Below are 17,309 nucleotides of genomic sequence, written 5' to 3' on the forward strand. Positions count from 1 at the left end.
CGACTGCCGTGCAGAGCCATGCAAAGGCCGCAGGCACAGCGACCCCCGCGGGTGGAACCGTGCCCTACAGCGACCGAATCAGCCCGGACACCGGACCGGCATGAATCTCAGTTACCCGGATCCCTGGCGGAGGCCGGAGCGGCGGGCAGGGAGACGACCATGGTGAGTCCGCCTCCGGGGGTGTCCTCGGGAGTGAGCGTCCCGCCCATGGCTTCGGTGAGACCGCGGGAGAGGGCGAGCCCAAGTCCGAGACCGGTGGTGTTGTCGGTGTCACCGAGACGTTGGAAGGGAAGGAACGCACGTTCTTTGTCGGCTGGTTGAAGCCCCGGGCCACGGTCGATGACCCGCACTTCCACGTACGGGGCCAGGGTGCTGGCACTCACGGTCACCGGGTGCCCGGGAGGCGCGTTGCGTACCGCGTTGGCCACGAGGTTGGCGATGACACGTTCCAGCAGCGGCGGGTCCGCGAGGACCTGGGGAGTGCTTTCCAGGTCCTGGGTGATCACAGGTACCGTCGGTTCGGGCAAGGTGTCGAGCGCGAGTGGCAGCACTTCGGCGAGCGCTGTGGGCTCCAAGCGGAGGGTCAGCGCACCCGCCTGAAGCCTGCTCATGTCGAGCAGGTTGTCCACGAGGCGGCTGAGCTTGGCAAGGGACTCCTCCGCGGTGGCGAGGAGCGCGTCGCGGTCCTCCCGCGAGAAGTCGACGTCCCGGCTGCGCAGCGAGCTGACGGCGGCCCAGCAGCCGGCCAGTGGCGTGCGGAGGTCGTGGCTGACGGCGGCGAGGAGCGCCGTGCGCATCCGGTCGGCGGCCTTGACCGGTTCGACCTCGGCCGCGACCTCGGCCAGCCGGGCGCGCTCGACGGCGGCGGTGAGATGGGCGGCGAAGGCGGTGAGCACCCGGTGCTCGGAAGCGGGCAATCGGCGGCCGCGCAACACCAGCACACTGTCCGAACCGATCGGGATCCTGGTCTCGTAGGACGTGTCCGCCTCTCCGTCGGCCATTGCCCTGCGCCCCGTTTCACCCTTGCCGCGGGTAAGTTCGACGCTCTCCATTCCGAACGTTTCGCGGGTGCGTTCCAGCAGCGCGGGCACGGCCCTGTCACCGCGCAAGATGCTGCTCGCGAGCGACGAAAGGGTCTCTGCCTCCGCGGCCGCGCCGGCGGCGCGGCGTCCCAGACGCAAAGAGCGGTCCACGATAACGGCGACGGTAACGGCCACGGTCACAAAAACGATCAGCGCGAGGACGTTGTCGGCGTCGTCGATGGTGAACCGGTCGGTGGGTGGGATGAAGTAGTAATTCATCAACAGGGAGGCCGTCACCGCGGCGAGCAGCGCGGAGACGACGCCGCCGATACAGGCGACCCCCAGTGCGGTCAGCAGGAAGAGCAGGGTGTCGCTGGTGAGGTTGAGGCCGAGGCGGCCGGAGAAGCCGCGCAAAAGCACCGTCAGAAGCACGGGCAGAGCGAGACCGGCCACGGGACCTGCCACGCGGCGGGTGAGTGGCAGGCGGTTGGGAGGATTGGCCGGCACGCGCCTCCGCTTGGCGCGCTCGTGGGTGACCATGTGCACGTCGATGTCGCCGGAGAGCTCGACGATGGTCTCGCCCGCGCCGCGGACGGTCAGCGAGCCGAGCAGCCAGCCGCGGACACGGGTTCCGATGACCAGCTGGGTGGCGTTCTCGGCACGGGCGAACTCCATCAGTGCGGTGGGCACATGGTCCCCGACGACCGAGTGGAAGGTGCCGCCGAGACTCTCCATCAGCTGTCGCTGCCTGGCCAGGGCGGCGGGTGAGGCGTCGACCAGGCCGTCGCTCCGGGCGATGTGGACGGCGAGCAGGTCGCCGCCGGAGGAACGGGCCGCGATGCGGGCGGCACGGCGGATGAGGGCCTCGCTCTCGGGGCCGCCGGTGATGGCGACCACGACGCGTTCGCGGGTCTCCCAGACGCCGCCGATCCCGTGCTCGTACCGGTAGCTCTGCAGGGCCTCGTCGACCCTGCCCGCCACCCACAGCAGGGCCAGCTCCCGCAGTGCCGTGAGGTTCCCGATCCGGAAGTAGTGCGAGAGTGCCGCGTCGATCTTCTCGGGCGGGTAGATGTTGCCGTGTGCCATGCGCCGCCTCAGACCTTCGGGCGGCATGTCGACCAGTTCGATCTCATGAGCCCTGCGCACGAATTCGTCGGGCACGGTCTCGCGCTGCTGGACTCCCGTGATCTTCTCGACGACGTCGTTGAGGGACTCCAGGTGCTGGATGTTGACGGTGGTGACCACATCGATCCCGGCGGCGAGCAGTTCCTCGATGTCCTGCCAGCGCTTGGCGTTGCGGCCACCGGGGACGTTGGTGTGCGCGAGCTCGTCGACGAGCACGACCTCGGGGCGGCGCGTCAGCACCGCGTCGAGATCGAGTTCGGTGAGGGCCAGGCCCCGGTAGGTGCGTGTCGTACGGGGCATGATGTCGAGCCCTTCGAGCAGCGCGTCGGTGCGCGGACGGTGGTGGCCCTCGGCGAAGGCCACCACCACTTCCTTGCCCCGGGCCGTGCGCCGCCGTCCTTCGTCGAGCATCCGGTAGGTCTTGCCGACCCCGGGTGCCGCCCCGAGGAAGACCTTGAGCCTGCCCGGACGTGTGCCCGGACCACCGGTCGAAGCGCTGTGCTGCGCCATGGTTCGGTCCCTCTCAAGAGGCGGCACGCGAGCCGGAGCTCGGGCGGCCGGGCGGTGTCATGGGGATGTCGTCCTGTCAGGGTGGTGAGGGCGTGGTGGAGTCCGGACACAGGTGACGCCGAGGGGTGCGGATCGCCATGAGCGGAACACCCGTCGAGTAGGGAAGCGAGAGGACAAGTTCGCCCGTCCCTGGCGGATGAGCGTGGGCTGCGCGGGCTTCGTAGCAAAGCGCGAACAGCCCGGCCGGCAGGGGTTCTTGATGAAATCCTGACGCGTCATCCCACTACTTTTACGCTCCTTTTATGGCATTCGATGCCTTGTTCTGATGCCGGAACCCGACCGGGCCGCCCCGCTGGGATGACTCCTCAGTCCGCGAGGCCGAGGTCTTCCAGGTCCAACGACCGTTGGATGCGGCGTCTGGTGGTGTCACTGATCTCATGGGTCTCGTAGAGGCGTTGCAGTTCTTCGGACTCGACACCGATCAGAGCGCGCCGCATGGCCCGGTGGTCGGCGACGGCGAAGCGCATACCTGCGGTTTCGCCCGCGCCCGCGCCGTCTTCGGCGCCGAGGCGATTCTCCAGGTCGCGGCGCAGCTGGTCGGCCACCGCGGTGGGGACCGCCTCGAGATCGATGAGCTTGTCGAGGTGGAGCAGAGCCGCATGGGCCAGGCTTCCGCGAGCGCGAGCCTCTTCGCGTGCGGTGTGCTCAGGCTCCAGGGCGATGCCGGATCGACGGACCAGGGGTGCCAGGGTGAAGCCTTGAACGACGAGAGTGAGCGCGACGACACCGGTCGTGAGACGCCCAGGACGGCGAGTCCCGAGACGGCGAGGACGCCTCGTAGGTACCGACATCGGTGATCATCTTGGCCACCGCGCCCTTCGCCACTCCGTCCCCGGCGGCCGCCTCCGCCGGGTGTTCGCGGGATCCGCCGCATGTACCCGTGTATGGCCGGTGAGACGGCCCCGTCCGGTGGCTTCCTGCCGTCAGAGGCCGAGTCGGTGCACATGCTCGGGAGCCCGAGCTGCCGTGAGCCCTGGACCAACGTCAGTGGCGGCGTGCAGCAGGGCCTGCGGGCGGCGCGCCGACGATCAGTTCGGGACGATGTCGAGGCTGCTCGGCTTCAGCAGGGACAGGTCGTGATCGAGCTCGACGACATTGACCCGTTCCTGCCCCAGGAAGCCGAGGTCCCGGCCGCGGACATGCCTGGAAACGAGGGCGCGGACCCGTTCCGGGGACAGGTGGCGTGCCCTGGCCACTCGTCCGGCCTGCTCGTAGGCGTAGGCCGGGGAGATGTGGGGGTCGAGGCCGGAGCCGCTGGCGGTCAGGGCGTCGGCGGGCACCGTCCCGGGGTCGACGCCGTCGAAGGCCGCCACGGCGGCGCGGCGTTCTTCCACGGTCTTGATCAGATCGGGGTTGTCGGGACCGAGGTTGGATGCGCTGGAGTAGGTGGGGTCGTACGGGCCTGCTCCCTTGCCGGCGTCCGCGGCCGACGGACGGGGTTGGAACCACTTGGGGTCGGGGCGGAGCTGTTCAACCACCTTGCCAACTCCCGGGGCACTTCCATACTCAGTGTTCGGTCAGCTCCTCGCTCATGGCCCATCAGGTCGGAGTAAAGGGTATTGAGGCGGAGGCAAGGCCGTGCGCTCGGCCGATTGCCTCGCGAGCGTTGCGCGGAGGACATCGGCCGGCATGGTCGTACCGGTCAGTACGTGATGGCCACGTAGCCCTTGCCCCCCGGCTGCCCTGCTGGCCCGCCTTCGCATTCTCTTCCGCACGCGAGAGCGGCGGAGGGGGTTGACGGAGCAGCGGTATGCCGGGACCCTTCGGGCCGGATCGTTCGGCCTCGCCCGAACGGCTCCATGCTCGGCATGGCCATTTCACGGTGTTCTGCTGGAGGGACGGAGAGGCTGTGGCGTCGACGGCGGCCGGGGAGAACACGCTCTTCATCACGATCGACTCATGCCGTGTCGACACGGCGGTCAGGGCCGTAACGCCGGCGCTGGACCGTCTCGGACCTCTCGTCGTCGCGGAGACCGCCGGCACGTTCACGCTTCCGGCACACTGGGCGTTCTTCTCCGGGTTCCTTCCCAAACCGCGGAACGGTGAGCATTTTCTCGGCCGCTACGAGCAGCTGTGGTCGCACGACTGCCGCGCCTGGAAGCGCAGCACCTACACCGTGTTCGAGACCCCGACGATCGTCGAACACCATGTGCGTTCGGGCTACTTCACCATCGGACTCGGCGGCGTCCCCTTCTTCGACCCGGCCATTCCCTCCAGCATTCTCCCGGCTCTCTTCCCTTCCTTCCGCTACCGGGGAGAACGGGCAGGAGCTCCCACGACCGCCATCGACGCCGACCTGCCCACGCGCCGGCCGCTCCCCACCGAGCGGCTCGGAAAGTTCACGGAACAGCTCCTGCGCAACGAACCGTTCTTCGGTTTCGTGAACTTCCCCGAGACCCACTTTCCGTATTGCACGCCCGGCGCCGGAACGCTCGACGACCACACGGTGGACGCCCTGCGCGAGATAGGTGGGCACATTTACCGGAGAGCAGCGCTTGGCGAGGACAGTGCGCTGTGGAAGGAAGACCGTCTGCAAAATGTGCACAAGCTCCAGGTGCGGGCCCTGGAGTGGGTGGACAGGCACCTCGGGCCCATGTTCACGGCACTGTCCGGTGCGGCCCGCGGCACTCTTGTGGTCGTGTGCGCGGACCACGGTGAGTCGTTCGGCGAACAGCGCTTGGTCGGACACGGCAACACGTCACCCGAAGTTCTCCACGTGCCCCTGTGGGCCGGGCACATCAACAGGTAGCGAGCCGTCTGCGCAGACGGCCGTGAGCCCGCGCTCCGGAGGGCCCGGACTCGCTTCGCCGGGGTCTGGTCGCGCCGATCGACGCGTGCTACGAAGAGGCATGGCGACATCGAGGGACAAGCCCGGGACGATCCCGGGCGCCGCTCACCGGACGGAGGCCCGCCCACGGGCCGGGCAGGCCGTCAGGGCGTACGACGCGGTGATCGTCGGCGGTGGTCACAACGGTCTGGTCGCCGCCGCCTATCTGGCCCGCGCCGGACGCCGCGTGCTCCTCCTGGAACGCCTCGGCCGAACCGGTGGTGCGGCCGTCTCCACACGCCTCTTCCCCGGCTTCGACGCCCGGGTCTCACGCTACGCCTACCTCGTCGGCCTACTGCCCCGGAAGATCGTGAAGGACCTCGGACTGCGCTTCGCCGTCCGCGGGCGCGCGGTCTCCTCCTACTCCCCCACCGTGCGTGCCGGACGTCCCACCGGGCTTCTGGTGGAGCGCGATCAGGCCCGTACTCGCGCGTCGTTCGCCCGGCTCACGGGCTCGGACAAGGAATTCGACTCCTGGCAGCGGTTCCACGGCCTGACCCGGCACGTGGCCGAGCGGGTCTTCCCCACCCTCACCGAACCGCTTCCCACCCGCGCCGAACTCCGCGCCCGTATCGACGACCGGTCCGCCTGGGAAGCCCTTTTCGAGCGACCCCTCGGTGAGACCGTCGAGGCCGCTTTCGACGACGACCTCGTGCGCGGCATGGTGCTCACCGACGCTCTCGTGGGCACCTTCACCCACGCCCGGGACACCACGCTGCGCCAGAACCGCTGCTTCCTGTACCACGTCATCGGCGGCGGCACGGGCGACTGGAACGTCCCCGTGGGCGGCATGGGAGCGCTGACCGACGCCCTCGCCGACGCGGCCCGCTCCGCCGGCGCGCGCATCCTCACGGAGTGCGAGGTGACACATATCGCCACGGACGGCCGGACTGCCGAGGTGGCTTCCGCACGGGGTACGTTCGCGGCGCGGCACGTCCTGGTCAACGCCTCCCCGCACGAACTGGCCCGGCTCCTGGGCGAGCGGCCCCCACCGCCGGCCGAGGGCTCCCAGCTCAAGGTCAACATGCTGCTGCGGCGCCTGCCGAAGCTGCGCGACACCGCCGTCGACCCGCGCACCGCCTTCTCGGGAACCTTTCACATCAGCGAGGGTTACGAGGAGCTGGAGACCGCCTACCGGGAGGCGTCCACCGGCCGGATCCCGTCCGCCCCGCCCGCGGAGATCTACTGCCATTCCCTCACGGACCCCTCCGTCCTCGGCCCCGCACCGGCCCGCGAGGGCTACCACACCCTCACCCTTTTCGGGCTCCACGCGCCGGCCCGGTTGTTCACCACCGATCACGACGCCACCCGGGAGCGACTGCTCCGGGCCACGCTGGAACAGTTGGACTCCCACCTCGCCGAGCCGCTCGCCGGTTGTCTGGCGGTCGACAGCGACGGCCGCCCGTGCGTCGAGGCCAAGAGCCCCCTGGACCTCGAGCGGGAACTGGGGCTGCCGGGCGGCAACATCTTCCACTCCACACTCGAATTCCCCTACAGGGACGGCACGGACAACGGTGACGAGGTCTCGGCGGCTGCCCGGTGGGGCGTGGAGACCGCCCACCCCGACATCCTCCTGTGTGGTTCGGGCGCGGCACGCGGCGGCCTGGTCAGCGGCATCCCCGGCCACAACGCGGCCATGGCCGTGCTGGGCCGCTGACCTCGCCGGACCGCCCTGACCCGCGCCGCCCGACCTGTAGAAGTATCGAATTGGGCTCCTGACGTCACTCCTCACACCCCGGCATGGCTGCCGCCCTCACCGCGGTGAGGGGGCCGCGCCCCGGCCCGGCGGGCAGGGCCACGGCACGCCATGTCGCTTCCTGTCCGAGGGGCAGACCGTGCACGCTGCGGGCGCGAGGCTCACCGGACCCGCTCGCGGGGAAGGAGAACAGGCGCGGCTCGCCCTCGAGGTTCGCCGAACTCGCCTGTACCCGCCCGTGGTTGTCGACCGCTTGGATAGGGGTGCTCCCATCTTCCGACCCGGGGAGGGAGCCGGAGGGCTTCCCCGAGGTCAGTGCGGCGGCGACGGCCGAGGCGCGCTGGGCGGCCGTCTGGTCGAGCTGACGGATGAGGCCGGCGTGCAGCCAGGCGACCAGCAGCACCGCGACACCGGCCAGACCCGCGGCGATCACCAGCGCGGCGGCCGCGGTCAGGCGCAGGCGCGGCGAGCGTCCGGCCCACCAGCGCGCGAACGACCTGCCCATCGGATCACTCCCCCGTGCTGAGCAGCCGGTAGCCGGCACCCCGTACGGTCTCGATCGTCCGGCGGCCGAACGGGGCGTCGGTCTTGCGGCGCAGGTACCCGACGTAGCCCTCGACGATGTTGGTGTCGCCGTCGAAGTTCTCGTCCCAGACGTGGGTGAGGATGTCGGTCTTGCCGACCACCTCGTCCCGGTGCCGCATCAGGAACTCCAGCAATGCGAACTCCCTTGCGGTCAGGTGTATTTCCTGGTCGGCACGCTCACACCGGCGGCGTGCCGGGTCGAGGGTGAGGTCACCGGCGGCCAGGACGGCCGGGCGGCCGGAGTGCCGCGTCGCAGCAGCGCCCGGAGGCAGGCGACCAGGACGATGTACGAGCACGGCTTGCGCAGATAGTCGTCGGCTCCCAGATCGAGCGCGTCGGCCTCGTCGTACTCACCGTCCTTCGCGGTCAGCATCAGCACCGGCGTCCACACCCGCGCCGCCCGCAGCCGCCTGATCACTTCGTATCCGGAGAGCCCGGGCAGCAGGATGTCGAGCACGACGGCGTCGTACGGCTCGTTCACCGCGTTCCACAGACCGTCCGCGCCGTCATGGACGACGTCGACGGTGAAACCCTCCTGGCCGAGCCCGCGCGCGACCGCCGCGGCGAGCCCGCGTTCGTCCTCGATCACCAGCACGCGCAGGGCCGCCTCACCTGCCACTTTACGACGCCGCCACCGTAGAGCTGGTCACATGAGAGGAGGCTGAGAGCCGAGCGCGGGGAGGACGGCCCGGTCGGGTCCTCGGCGTTCTCTCAGCACCTGCGGCACAAACTGGAGCCGTTCCGGGAACGCAGACCGCGCGTCCCTTCGATCGAGGGGAGAAGCACATGACACACCTCCGACGCAGGATCGCGCTCCTGGCCAGGGGGAGCCGGGGCCACGGGCGCCGCACTGGCCATGCCCCACGCGGCGGCTCCGTCCGCGCCCGTCACGCACACCATGCCCGCGCCCAGGGCTTCGGACCCGGCCTATCCGGGTGAGGACAACACCGGACCGGACCGGGACAACGTCCAGCAGGGCGACCAGACCGCTCCCGACACCGGTCAGGCGGGGCAGGAGCAGGAACGCCGGGGTGAGGGCTCCGGAAAACGGGGTCTCCGACGGTTCCGGCGGGCACGCCGATCCCTCCGGCACGGTCGATCGCCGGTTCACCGGGGAGGAGTGACCGGCGGCGCAGGGGCCGCGGGCGCGACGGATGTGCCCGCGATCCCTGCACACGGGGCCGCGTGTTAACCGGGCGCTAACCGGGCGCAGTGCGGGCCCTGGCCTTAGGGCTTCTAGCGTCGAGAACAAAGGCGAAGACCGCGGCGGTGAACCGGCCGCCGCCCTCGCTGGGAGGTGTCGACCATGCATCGTCCGTTCGCTGCCGCCACGGCCGGCCTGATGCTCGTTGCCGGGGCCGGGGCCGCGGCCTGTTCCTCGTCCTCATCACCGCACTCGTCCGGCACGCCCGCGCCGTCCTCTTCGGCTCCGGCTCCCGCCGAGTCGAATCCGCCCGGTGACATTCCTGACACACAGATGTTCGTGCCGTGGTCGCCGCCCGGCGGCGGGTTCACGGTGAAGGTGCCGGAGGGGTGGGCCCGGACCGCCCAGGGGGCGGTGACGGTGTTCACCGACAAGTTCGACAGCGTACGCATCGAGCGCGTCCCCGCCACGGCGGCGCCGACCGTGAACTCGGTACATACGAAGGACCTTCCGGGGATCCGCGCTGCGAGTAACCACTTCTCGCTGGTCAAGGTGACCGATGTCCGGCGTTCGGGCGGCAAGGCGGTACTGGCCGAATACCGGGCCGACTCCCCTCCCGACCAGGTGACCGGCAAGCGCGTCGCCCTCGACGTGCAGCGATATGTGTTCTACAAGCCGGACAAGGGTGAGGCTGTGGTGACGCTGTCCGGTGCGGTGGGGGCCGACAATGTCGATCCCTGGCGGACTGTCACGGACTCCTTCCGGTGGTCGTGATGGCGGCCGCAGTGACCGGGGCCGTGCTCAGCGCCCGTTCCCTGTACCGGTTCTTCCGGGCCGGGGAGGAGGAGACGTTCGCGCTCCAGGGCGTCGGGCTGGATGTCCGGCGCGGCGAGACCGTGGCCGTCACCGGGCCGTCCGGGTCGGGCAAGACCACGCTGCTGAACTGCCTGGCCGGTCTCGACGAGCCGGACGGTGGCACCGTGCGGGTCGTCGGCGAGCGGCTCAGCCACCGTGCCGAACGCGAGAGGGGAGCCATCCGGGCCCGGCACATCGGGGTGCTGTTCCAAACGGGCAATCTGCTGGATCACCTCACCGTGCGGGACAACGTCGCGCTCGTGCAGCGGCTGGCGCCGGCCAGGGCCCGCATGGCGCCGCAGGAACTCCTGGACCGCGTCGGCATCGGCCGGCGTGCCGGGGCCTTGCCCGGACAGTTGTCCGGAGGGGAGGCCGCCCGGGCGGGCCTGGCCGTCGCCCTCGCGAACGCGCCCGACGTACTGCTCGCCGACGAACCCACCGGCGAGGTGGACGCGGAAACCGAACGGCGGCTGCTGGCGCTGCTGCGCGAGCGCGCTGCCGCCGGGACCGCGGTCGTCGTGGTCACCCACAGCCGTGCCGTGGCGGGGGCCGCGGACCGGGTACTGCGTCTGAGGGACGGGAGGTGGGCGTGATGGCCGCCCCGGGCACCGTGAACCCGAGGCGGGCGGGCGACACCGGCACGCCGCTGGTCCGGTGCGAGAGCGCGGCCCGCACCTACGGCAAGGGTCCGGGCGCCGTCGTCGCCGTGCACGGCCTGACCTGCGCGGTCGGGCCCGGCACCCGGGTCTGTGTGGTCGGCCCGTCCGGCTCGGGCAAGTCCACCCTGCTGCATCTGATGGCGGGCCTGGACCGTCCAACGGCGGGTCGGGTGAGCCACCCCGGCCTCGGCGGCGAACACGCCGAGGGGCTGGCCCGGCACATCGGGGTCGTCTTCCAGGGTCCGAGCCTGCTCCCCCCGCTCACCGTCGCCGAGAACGTCGCGCTGCCGCTGCGGATCGACGGCGTACCGGAGGACGAGGCGGACACCCGGGCGTACGCCGCGCTGGAGAGCCTCGGCCTTCAGGCGCTGGCGCCCCGGCTGCCCGACGAGCTGTCGGCCGGCCAGGCCCAGCGGGTCGCCGTGGCGCGGGTGCTGGCGCGTCGGCCCCGCCTCGTCCTGGCCGACGAGCCGACCGGGCAGCTGGACCATGCCACGGGCCGTCAGGTGCTGTCGGTGCTCCTGGCCGCGGCCCAGGAGCTGGGAGCGGCGGTGCTGGTGACGACACACGATCCGCGGATGGCCCGCGAGTTGGACGTGCGCTGGTACATGGTGGACGGCCGCCTGGTCCAGCCGGATGCGGAGGCGGGCCCGGACCCTCATCCGGGTGGACGGGCCGCGCCATGAACACGGACCGGCGGGCATCGGCCCCGGCTGCGCACCCGCCGCGTCAGGCGGTCGGAGGCCCCTGTGGGCCGCGCTCCGGTGACGCCGAGGAGGAGAACGGCGATGATCAGGATTTGGCTGGCCGGCCTGCTGCGGCGGCGGGGCGGACGACTGCTCGGCGTGGCGGCCGGGGTGGCCACGGCGGTGGCGCTGCTGGCGGCGCTGGGTGGCTTCCTCGGTGCCACCCGGGCGACGATGACCGCGCAGTCCGTGCGCGGGGTCGTCACCGACTGGCAGGTGCAGGTGGCGAGCGGCGCCGACGCCCGCTCCGTGCTGGCCACGGTGCGGGGGACTCCGGGCACGCGGGCGGCGCTTCCCGTCGGATACGCCGACACCAGCGGCCTGAGCGCCATCGTCGGCCGCACCCACCAGACCACCGGCCCCGGCGCGGTGCTCGGCCTCCCGGCCGACTACCGCACGACGTTCCCGGGCGAGATCCGGGTGCTGGCGGGGAGCCCGGACGGTGTGCTGCTGGCCCAGCAGACTGCCGCCAACCTGCACGCGGCCCCCGGCGACACGGTGACCGTCGGGCGGACCGGGCTGCCGCCGGTCACGGTACGTGTCGACGGGGTGGCGGACCTCCGGCACGCCGACTCGCTGTTCCAGAAGGTCGGTGCCCCGCCACAAGCACAGCCGACGGCGCCCCCGGACAACGTCGTGCTGCTGCCGCAGGCGCGCTGGCACACGGCCTTCGACCCGCTGGCCGAGAACCGCCCCGATCTCGTCCACGACCAGATCCACGCACGGCGCAGTCACGCCCTGCCGCACGACCCGGCCGCCGCCTACACGACGGCGACCGGCAGTGCTCACCACACGGAGGTGCGACTGGCCGGGACCGGAGTGGTCGGCGACAACCTCGGCGCGGTCCTGGACGCGGCCCGCTCCGACGCCCTGTACGCCCAGATGCTGTTCCTCTTCCTCGGCGTGCCCGGCGCGGTGCTGGCCGGGGCGCTGACCACGGCGGTCGCCGCAGCGGGCGCCACACGCAGGCGCAGGGAACAGTCCCTGCTGCGCACACGCGGCGCCACTGCCGGGCGCCTGCTCGCGCTGGCGGCCGTGGAGGCCGGGATCGTCGCCGTCGCCGGCGGCGCGGCCGGACTGGGCGTCGCGGCGCTGCTGGGACACACTGCCTTCGGCACGACGGGCACCTTCACCATCGGATGGGCGCTGGCCGCACTCGCCGTCGGCGCGGTCATCGCCGGCGGCACCGTGCTGCTGCCCGCGCGCCGGGACATCAAGGCCGCCACCATTGTCGCCGGGCGGGCGACGGTGGAACGGCGCCAGGTGCCACGTGCCGCTCGGTGGATCCTGGCGGCCGGGCTGCTGGCCGGGTCGCTGGCGGTCTTCCGTATCACCAGCCGCACCAACTACGCCTTGATCCTGGCGCCCGAGGGCACGCCCACCCTGTCGGTGAACTACTGGGCGTTCGCCGGCCCCGCCCTGCTGTGGACGGGCGGGGCACTGCTGGCCTGGCTGCTGGTGGACCTGGTCCTGCGGCGGGGCCGGCCGGTGCTGGCCCGGCTGCTGCGGCCGGTGACCGGGCCCCTGTCCGGCACGGTCGCGGCCGGCCTGTCCCGGCAGCGGGGCACCGTGCTCCGGGCCGTGGTACTGCTCGCCCTGGCGGTTGCCTTCGCCGCCTCGACCGCCGTCTTCAACTCCACCTACCGTCAGCAGGCCGGAGTCGACGCGGTCCTCACCAACGGCGCCGACGTCACCGTCACCGAGTCCCCCGGCACCACCACGGGCACGGCCGACGCGGCCAAGGTGGCGGCCCTGCCCGGCGTGCGCAGCGTAGAACCGCTGCAGCATCGCTTCGCGTACGTCGGGCCCGACCTGCAGGACCTGTACGGGGTGCGGCCCTCCACTGTCGTCGGGGCGGGCCGGCTCCAGGACGCGTACTTCTCCGGCGGAACCGCGCGGCAGCTCATGGACCGCCTGCGGCACCAGCCGGACGGGCTCCTCGTCAGCGCCGAGACCGCCAAGGACTTCCAGCTCCGTCCCGGTGACCAGGTCCGGCTTCGGCTCCCGGACAGCCGCACCCACCAGCTACGCCCTGTCGCGTTCCACTTCGTGGGCGTCGTCAAGGAGTTCCCTACCGCTCCCAAGGACAGCTTCCTGGTGGCCAACGCCTCCTACGTGGCCCGTACGACCGGCAACGGCGCGATCGGCACGCTGCTGGTCGACACCGGAGGCACCGGCCGGCAGGCAGTGGCCCGGCACGTCCGGTCCGCGCTCGGCCCCGCCGCCCACGTCACCGACCTGCCGTCCGCCCGCACGGTGGCCGGCTCCAGCCTTACCGCCGTCGACCTGAGCGGACTCACCCGGGTCGAACTCGGTTTCGCCCTGGTCATCGGGGCCGCAGCAGGCGGCCTGGTGCTCGCCCTCGGTCTCACCGAGCGGCGGCGCACCCTGGCGCTGGCGTCCGTGCTGGGCGCCCGGGGACGGCAGCTGTCCGGGTTCGTGTGGAGCGAGGCCGGACTGGTCGCGGTGGCGGGCGCCGTCGGCGGCGTCCTCCTCGGCTGGGCCCTGTCCCACATGCTCGTGAAGGTCCTGTCCGGAGTGTTCGACCCGCCCCCGGCGGCCCTCGCCGTGCCGTGGGCCTACCTCGGCGCACTCGCCGCAGCGGTCGCGGCGGCGCTGGCCGGGGCGGCCTGGACAGCGGTACGTCACGCCAAGCGGCCACCGCTGACGGAGCTGCGGGAGCTGTGACAGCACCCGCCCCGGCGACAACCTGTCACAGGGCGGGCCCGTCCCTTCCACCGGCGACCAGCCAGGTGAAACGCGGGTGCGGGGCTCTCCGGGAGAGCATGAGCCGCCCGCCCTCCGCCTCCACCAGGGAGCGGGCGAGCGCCAGCCCGATCCCGTGACCGCCGTCCCCGGCGCCGTCGGCGGGGCCACCGGCGCCGCGCCGCCGGGCGAAGACATCCTCCCCCTCGGGCGGCCCGGGCCCCTCGTCCTCCACGTCCACGGCGAGCACCCCCGCCGCCTCCCTCGCGGTGACGGTCACCATGCCGCTGCCGTGGGCGAGCGCGTTGGCGAGCAGCACGTCAAGGATCTGCCGGGCGGCGCGCGCCGAGCCTGCCGCCTCCGGAAGCTGCTCCTCGACGACGACCCGCAAAGGCCGGCCCACGGCCGCCGGCTCGCCGTGCCAGCGCCGCTCGGCATCCGCGAGCAGCCCCGCCACGTCCAGGGGTGCCTGCTCCGGCAGGTCCCGGGCCAGGGCCAGGAGGTCGTCCAGTGTGGTCTCCATGCGTGCCAGCGCCTCCAGGGCGGCCCGCATCGCGTCGCGGGGGTCCGCGGGTGCTTCCACGCCCGTCGGGCCCGGGGTATGCGGGCCCCTACCCCCCTGCTCCGTGGCGAGAGCACTCTCCAGTTCCAGCCGCGCCCGGGTCAGCGCGGTGCGCAGCTGGTGAGAGGCGTCCGCACTGAAGGCCCGTTCGCGGCGCAGCAGTCCCTCGATGCGTGCGGCGGCGCGGTTGAGCGCGGCCGCGACTTCATCGGCCTCCGGAAGGCCCGACGGTGCGGCCCGGGCCGCGAGATCTCCGCTCTCCAGCCGGCCCGCCGTCGCGGCCAATGCCTCCAAGGGGTGAGCAAGGCGTCTGCTGGACCGGACCCCCAGCACGGCACCCACGCCCACCACCAACGCCGCCAGCGCGAGCATGCCCGCCCACGTCAGCGCTGCCCTGCGCAACGGCCCATCGGCCGGTGCACCGGCACGCACCACCGCCCGCACCCGCTCGCCCGAACCCACCGGCACCGCTGCCACCAGCCAGTCGCCCAGCAGGCGCGACGAGGCCCGGCCCGCCAGCGCCTCGCGCACCGGGCCGTCCCCGCGCGCGGGCCCCGCGCCGGTGACCAGGCGTGCCCCCTCGTCGTACACCCCCAGCCAGGTGCCGGCCTCGACGCGCGGCAGCTCCATCGGATCATGTGGATGGTGAACGTCCGCCGGCACGGTCACGGCCACCCGGTCGGCCAGCTGCTGCAGCTCGCGTACCTCGTCCTGCCGGTACAGCCGGAGTGCGGCCACCGCCAGGGGTACGGCGAACAGCAGCACCGCGCACACCACGGCGACGATCACGGCCCGCAGGATACGGCGGCGCACGGTCAGCGCTCCCCGGGAGGTTCGAGCCGGTAGCCGAAGTGCCGCAGGGTCGTGATCCGCACCCGGTCACCCAGCTTGCGGCGCAGCGCGGCCACATGGACGTCGAGCGTCTTGGTGGAACCGAACCAGTTCTCGTCCCACACGTCGCTCATCAGGTCCTCCCGGCTCACCGCCCGGCCGGCGGACACGGTCAGCCGGACCAGCAGGTCGAACTCTTTGGGCCGCAGCTCCACCTCCGCGGCCGGGGTGAAGCAGCGCCGCGCGGTGCGGTCGATCAACAGGGCGCCGTGGCGGATACGGTCCGCGCCGCCGTCCCGGCCGGGCGAGGCACGCCGCAGATGGGCGGCGATCCGCGCCTGCAGCTCGGCCAGCCGGAACGGCTTGGTCAGATAGTCGTCGGCGCCCGACTCCAACGCCTGGATCACGTCCATCTCGCCCGTACGCGCCGTCAGCACCACGAGCACTGCCCCCGGCAGACGCTCCCTCAGACTCCGGCACAGCTCGAACCCGTCCGCGTCCGGCAGGCCGAGATCCAGCAGCACCAGCTCGGCGGGCCCTCGGGCGGCCCGCTCCAGCGCCGCAGCACCGTCCGGGCACCACTCGCTGTCGTGACCCTGGGCGCGCAGCGTCGCCGCGAGCCTGCCTCCGATGGCGTCGTCGTCCTCGACGATCACAATCCGTGCCACGTCATCACGCTAACAAGGTAACGGGCAGCAGCGTGGTGGCCGCGCTGCGCCCACGCCCCTCGCCGCCGTGGCGCGGGCCCGGAGGACGAGGCACCGTTCCGGTCCCTGGTGGGCCCGCCGGTGGGCACCGTCCACTCCCTGACCGCCAAGGTCTTCGAGATCTTCGGCGACACCGGACGGACGGCGCAAAGAAGCCCCGCCCGGCCGAGCCGGTGCTACGGCACACCGGGCATCGCTTGTGCCCAGCGAGCGGACTCCTTTCGGCATACCCGGTCTGCATACCCGGATCGCCGGAGGCACGGAGGGTGGGTCCTCGGGGCTTCCAGCCCAGGTAGCGCTTTCCGGGGAAGACGGGGCAGGCGTCACCGCAGCCCATGGTGATCACGACGCCCGACGGTTGCACCGGCGGACAGCCAGCGCGATGTGGACGAGGCCGTGGCGGCGAGCACGTGCCCGACGGTCGGCTCGCCCGGGTCGTTGCCCGATCCTCAGGGAGCAGGTGGACCAGGTGCGCACCACCGAGGGGCCGGCCTCGGTGACCGCCGCTCGCACACGTGGTCAGACGGCGAGGAGCAGCGATCGGGCCGGCCCGTTGCGCAGCCTGGAGACGGCCGGGGCGGCCAGGCGACTCGCGATCGCCACGACGGCGACGCCGACGCCGATCCCGACGACGGCCCCTACGAGAACGTCGTGGGGGTAGTGGGCGCCGACGTAGACGCGCGAGGCGGCCATCAGTACCGCCGCCGGCATCGCGAGGGCGGCCAGGCGCCGGTTCACCAGGAGCAGTCCGGCCGCCACGGCGAAGGCGACGGTGGTGTGGTTGCTGGGGAAGGCGTAGTCGTTGGCGGGCGGGCACGCCTCTATGAGGAAGTCGTGGGGCAGGGCCCGGCAGGGCCGCGACTCCTGGAAGACGGCCTTGACGCCGTCGTTGACCAGGTAGGCGATGACGACGGCGACCGGGGTGATCAGCGCGGCGGCCATGGTGCGGGCGTCGCGGCGGCGGGCCAGCCACCAGCCGGCGAGCAGGAGCGCTCCGAACAACGCGATGCCGTACGTCGTGTAGGCGGCCACTGGTCCGTTCAGCCAGTGCGTCCGGTGCGCGAAGTCGGTGACGTCGGTGTACAGGCCGCCGTCTATCGCGGCCCCGTCGAGGCCGTCGGGGCCGGAAGCGGTACTCATCGTCTACAGGTTCCCGTCGTGCGGAGGTGTGGTCCCGTGGGACTGCTGGAAGCCGCTGCGCGAGGCGGGCGCCGGGAGGCGAGACCCGGCGAGCGTCTACACACCGGTAGACGATAGCGGCGGCCCGACGGTTC

General features: G+C 72.1%; 12 protein-coding genes and 2 pseudogenes. 6 read left to right on the forward strand and 8 right to left on the reverse strand.

Features of this window, described 5'->3' with window-relative positions; translation table 11 throughout:
- Positions 1 to 107: 107 nt before the first annotated feature.
- The 3 genes and pseudogenes from AF335_RS21330 to AF335_RS21340 all read right to left on the reverse strand — a co-directional run bounded on the left by AF335_RS21330 (position 108) and on the right by AF335_RS21340 (position 4,195).
- Positions 108 to 2,657 (reverse strand): ATP-binding protein, encoded by a 2,550-nt coding sequence (locus tag AF335_RS21330; protein ID WP_102920023.1) that lies wholly within the window; start codon positions 2,655 to 2,657, stop codon positions 108 to 110.
- A 365-nt stretch (positions 2,658 to 3,022) separates the two neighbouring features.
- Positions 3,023 to 3,454: pseudogene (locus AF335_RS34165) on the reverse strand (Na+/H+ antiporter); the annotation flags it as partial.
- Positions 3,455 to 3,745: 291 nt separating this feature from the next.
- Positions 3,746 to 4,195, reverse strand: coding sequence for a potassium-transporting ATPase subunit C (locus AF335_RS21340; RefSeq protein ID WP_102920025.1), 450 nt, complete (start codon positions 4,193 to 4,195; stop codon positions 3,746 to 3,748).
- Between the two features lie 371 nt (positions 4,196 to 4,566).
- Here AF335_RS21340 and AF335_RS21345 point away from each other — a divergent pair, with 371 nt between their 5' ends.
- Together AF335_RS21345 and AF335_RS21350 are read left to right on the forward strand one after the other, a co-directional pair.
- Positions 4,567 to 5,466, forward strand: a complete 900-nt coding sequence (locus AF335_RS21345) for a sulfatase-like hydrolase/transferase (protein ID WP_170127770.1) — start codon at positions 4,567 to 4,569, stop codon at positions 5,464 to 5,466.
- Positions 5,467 to 5,566: 100 nt separating this feature from the next.
- Positions 5,567 to 7,201 (forward strand): phytoene desaturase family protein, encoded by a 1,635-nt coding sequence (locus AF335_RS21350; RefSeq protein ID WP_102920027.1) that lies wholly within the window; start codon positions 5,567 to 5,569, stop codon positions 7,199 to 7,201.
- A gap of 64 nt (positions 7,202 to 7,265) precedes the next feature.
- Here the strand turns inward: AF335_RS21350 and AF335_RS21355 are convergent, their stop codons facing one another.
- On the reverse strand, positions 7,266 to 7,745 hold the full coding sequence (locus tag AF335_RS21355; RefSeq protein ID WP_102920028.1) for a hypothetical protein: 480 nt from the start codon (positions 7,743 to 7,745) through the stop codon (positions 7,266 to 7,268).
- 4 nt (positions 7,746 to 7,749) lie between these two features.
- Positions 7,750 to 8,426: pseudogene (locus AF335_RS21360) on the reverse strand (response regulator transcription factor).
- Positions 8,427 to 9,131: 705 nt separating this feature from the next.
- On the opposite strand from AF335_RS21360, the gene AF335_RS21365 reads away from it, so the two are divergent.
- The 4 genes from AF335_RS21365 (at position 9,132) to AF335_RS21380 (ending at position 13,917) form a co-directional block, all read left to right on the forward strand.
- Positions 9,132 to 9,743: a hypothetical protein gene (locus AF335_RS21365; RefSeq protein WP_102920029.1), complete on the forward strand. Its 612-nt coding sequence runs from the start codon at positions 9,132 to 9,134 to the stop codon at positions 9,741 to 9,743.
- On the forward strand, positions 9,743 to 10,417 hold the full coding sequence (locus AF335_RS21370) for an ABC transporter ATP-binding protein (protein WP_102920127.1): 675 nt from the start codon (positions 9,743 to 9,745) through the stop codon (positions 10,415 to 10,417). Before AF335_RS21365 ends, AF335_RS21370 begins: the two co-directional genes overlap by 1 nt.
- Positions 10,417 to 11,169: an ABC transporter ATP-binding protein gene (locus AF335_RS21375; RefSeq protein WP_102920128.1), complete on the forward strand. Its 753-nt coding sequence runs from the start codon at positions 10,417 to 10,419 to the stop codon at positions 11,167 to 11,169. Before AF335_RS21370 ends, AF335_RS21375 begins: the two co-directional genes overlap by 1 nt.
- Positions 11,170 to 11,271: 102 nt before the next feature.
- Positions 11,272 to 13,917, forward strand: a complete 2,646-nt coding sequence (locus AF335_RS21380; RefSeq protein ID WP_102920030.1) for an FtsX-like permease family protein — start codon at positions 11,272 to 11,274, stop codon at positions 13,915 to 13,917.
- A gap of 25 nt (positions 13,918 to 13,942) precedes the next feature.
- Here the strand turns inward: AF335_RS21380 and AF335_RS21385 are convergent, their stop codons facing one another.
- The 3 genes from AF335_RS21385 to AF335_RS21400 form a co-directional block, all read right to left on the reverse strand.
- Positions 13,943 to 15,310 carry a sensor histidine kinase gene (locus tag AF335_RS21385; RefSeq protein ID WP_102920031.1) on the reverse strand — a complete coding sequence of 456 codons (1,368 nt, stop codon included), beginning with the start codon at positions 15,308 to 15,310 and terminating at the stop codon, positions 13,943 to 13,945.
- A gap of 2 nt (positions 15,311 to 15,312) precedes the next feature.
- Complete coding sequence (locus AF335_RS21390; protein ID WP_102920032.1) at positions 15,313 to 15,996, reverse strand: response regulator transcription factor; 684 nt, start codon at positions 15,994 to 15,996, stop codon at positions 15,313 to 15,315.
- 558 nt (positions 15,997 to 16,554) lie between these two features.
- Positions 16,555 to 17,175: a phosphatase PAP2 family protein gene (locus AF335_RS21400; RefSeq protein ID WP_102920034.1), complete on the reverse strand. Its 621-nt coding sequence runs from the start codon at positions 17,173 to 17,175 to the stop codon at positions 16,555 to 16,557.
- Positions 17,176 to 17,309 lie beyond the last annotated feature (134 nt).

It is taken from the genome of Streptomyces eurocidicus (assembly GCF_002891295.1).
Classification (GTDB): domain Bacteria; phylum Actinomycetota; class Actinomycetes; order Streptomycetales; family Streptomycetaceae; genus Streptomyces; species Streptomyces eurocidicus.

What these genes read in the sequence shown, in the direction of transcription:
- AF335_RS21330 (WP_102920023.1), bottom strand. Translation starts at nt 2,657, where the DNA reads ATGGCGCAGCACAGCGCTTCGACCGGTGGTCCGGGCACACGTCCGGGC.
- AF335_RS21375 (WP_102920128.1), top strand. Translation starts at nt 10,417, where the DNA reads ATGGCCGCCCCGGGCACCGTGAACCCGAGGCGGGCGGGCGACACCGGC.
- AF335_RS21350 (WP_102920027.1), top strand. Translation starts at nt 5,567, where the DNA reads ATGGCGACATCGAGGGACAAGCCCGGGACGATCCCGGGCGCCGCTCAC.
- AF335_RS21380 (WP_102920030.1), top strand. Translation starts at nt 11,272, where the DNA reads ATGATCAGGATTTGGCTGGCCGGCCTGCTGCGGCGGCGGGGCGGACGA.
- AF335_RS21400 (WP_102920034.1), bottom strand. Translation starts at nt 17,175, where the DNA reads ATGAGTACCGCTTCCGGCCCCGACGGCCTCGACGGGGCCGCGATAGAC.
- AF335_RS21365 (WP_102920029.1), top strand. Translation starts at nt 9,132, where the DNA reads ATGCATCGTCCGTTCGCTGCCGCCACGGCCGGCCTGATGCTCGTTGCC.
- AF335_RS21370 (WP_102920127.1), top strand. Translation starts at nt 9,743, where the DNA reads ATGGCGGCCGCAGTGACCGGGGCCGTGCTCAGCGCCCGTTCCCTGTAC.
- AF335_RS21355 (WP_102920028.1), bottom strand. Translation starts at nt 7,745, where the DNA reads ATGGGCAGGTCGTTCGCGCGCTGGTGGGCCGGACGCTCGCCGCGCCTG.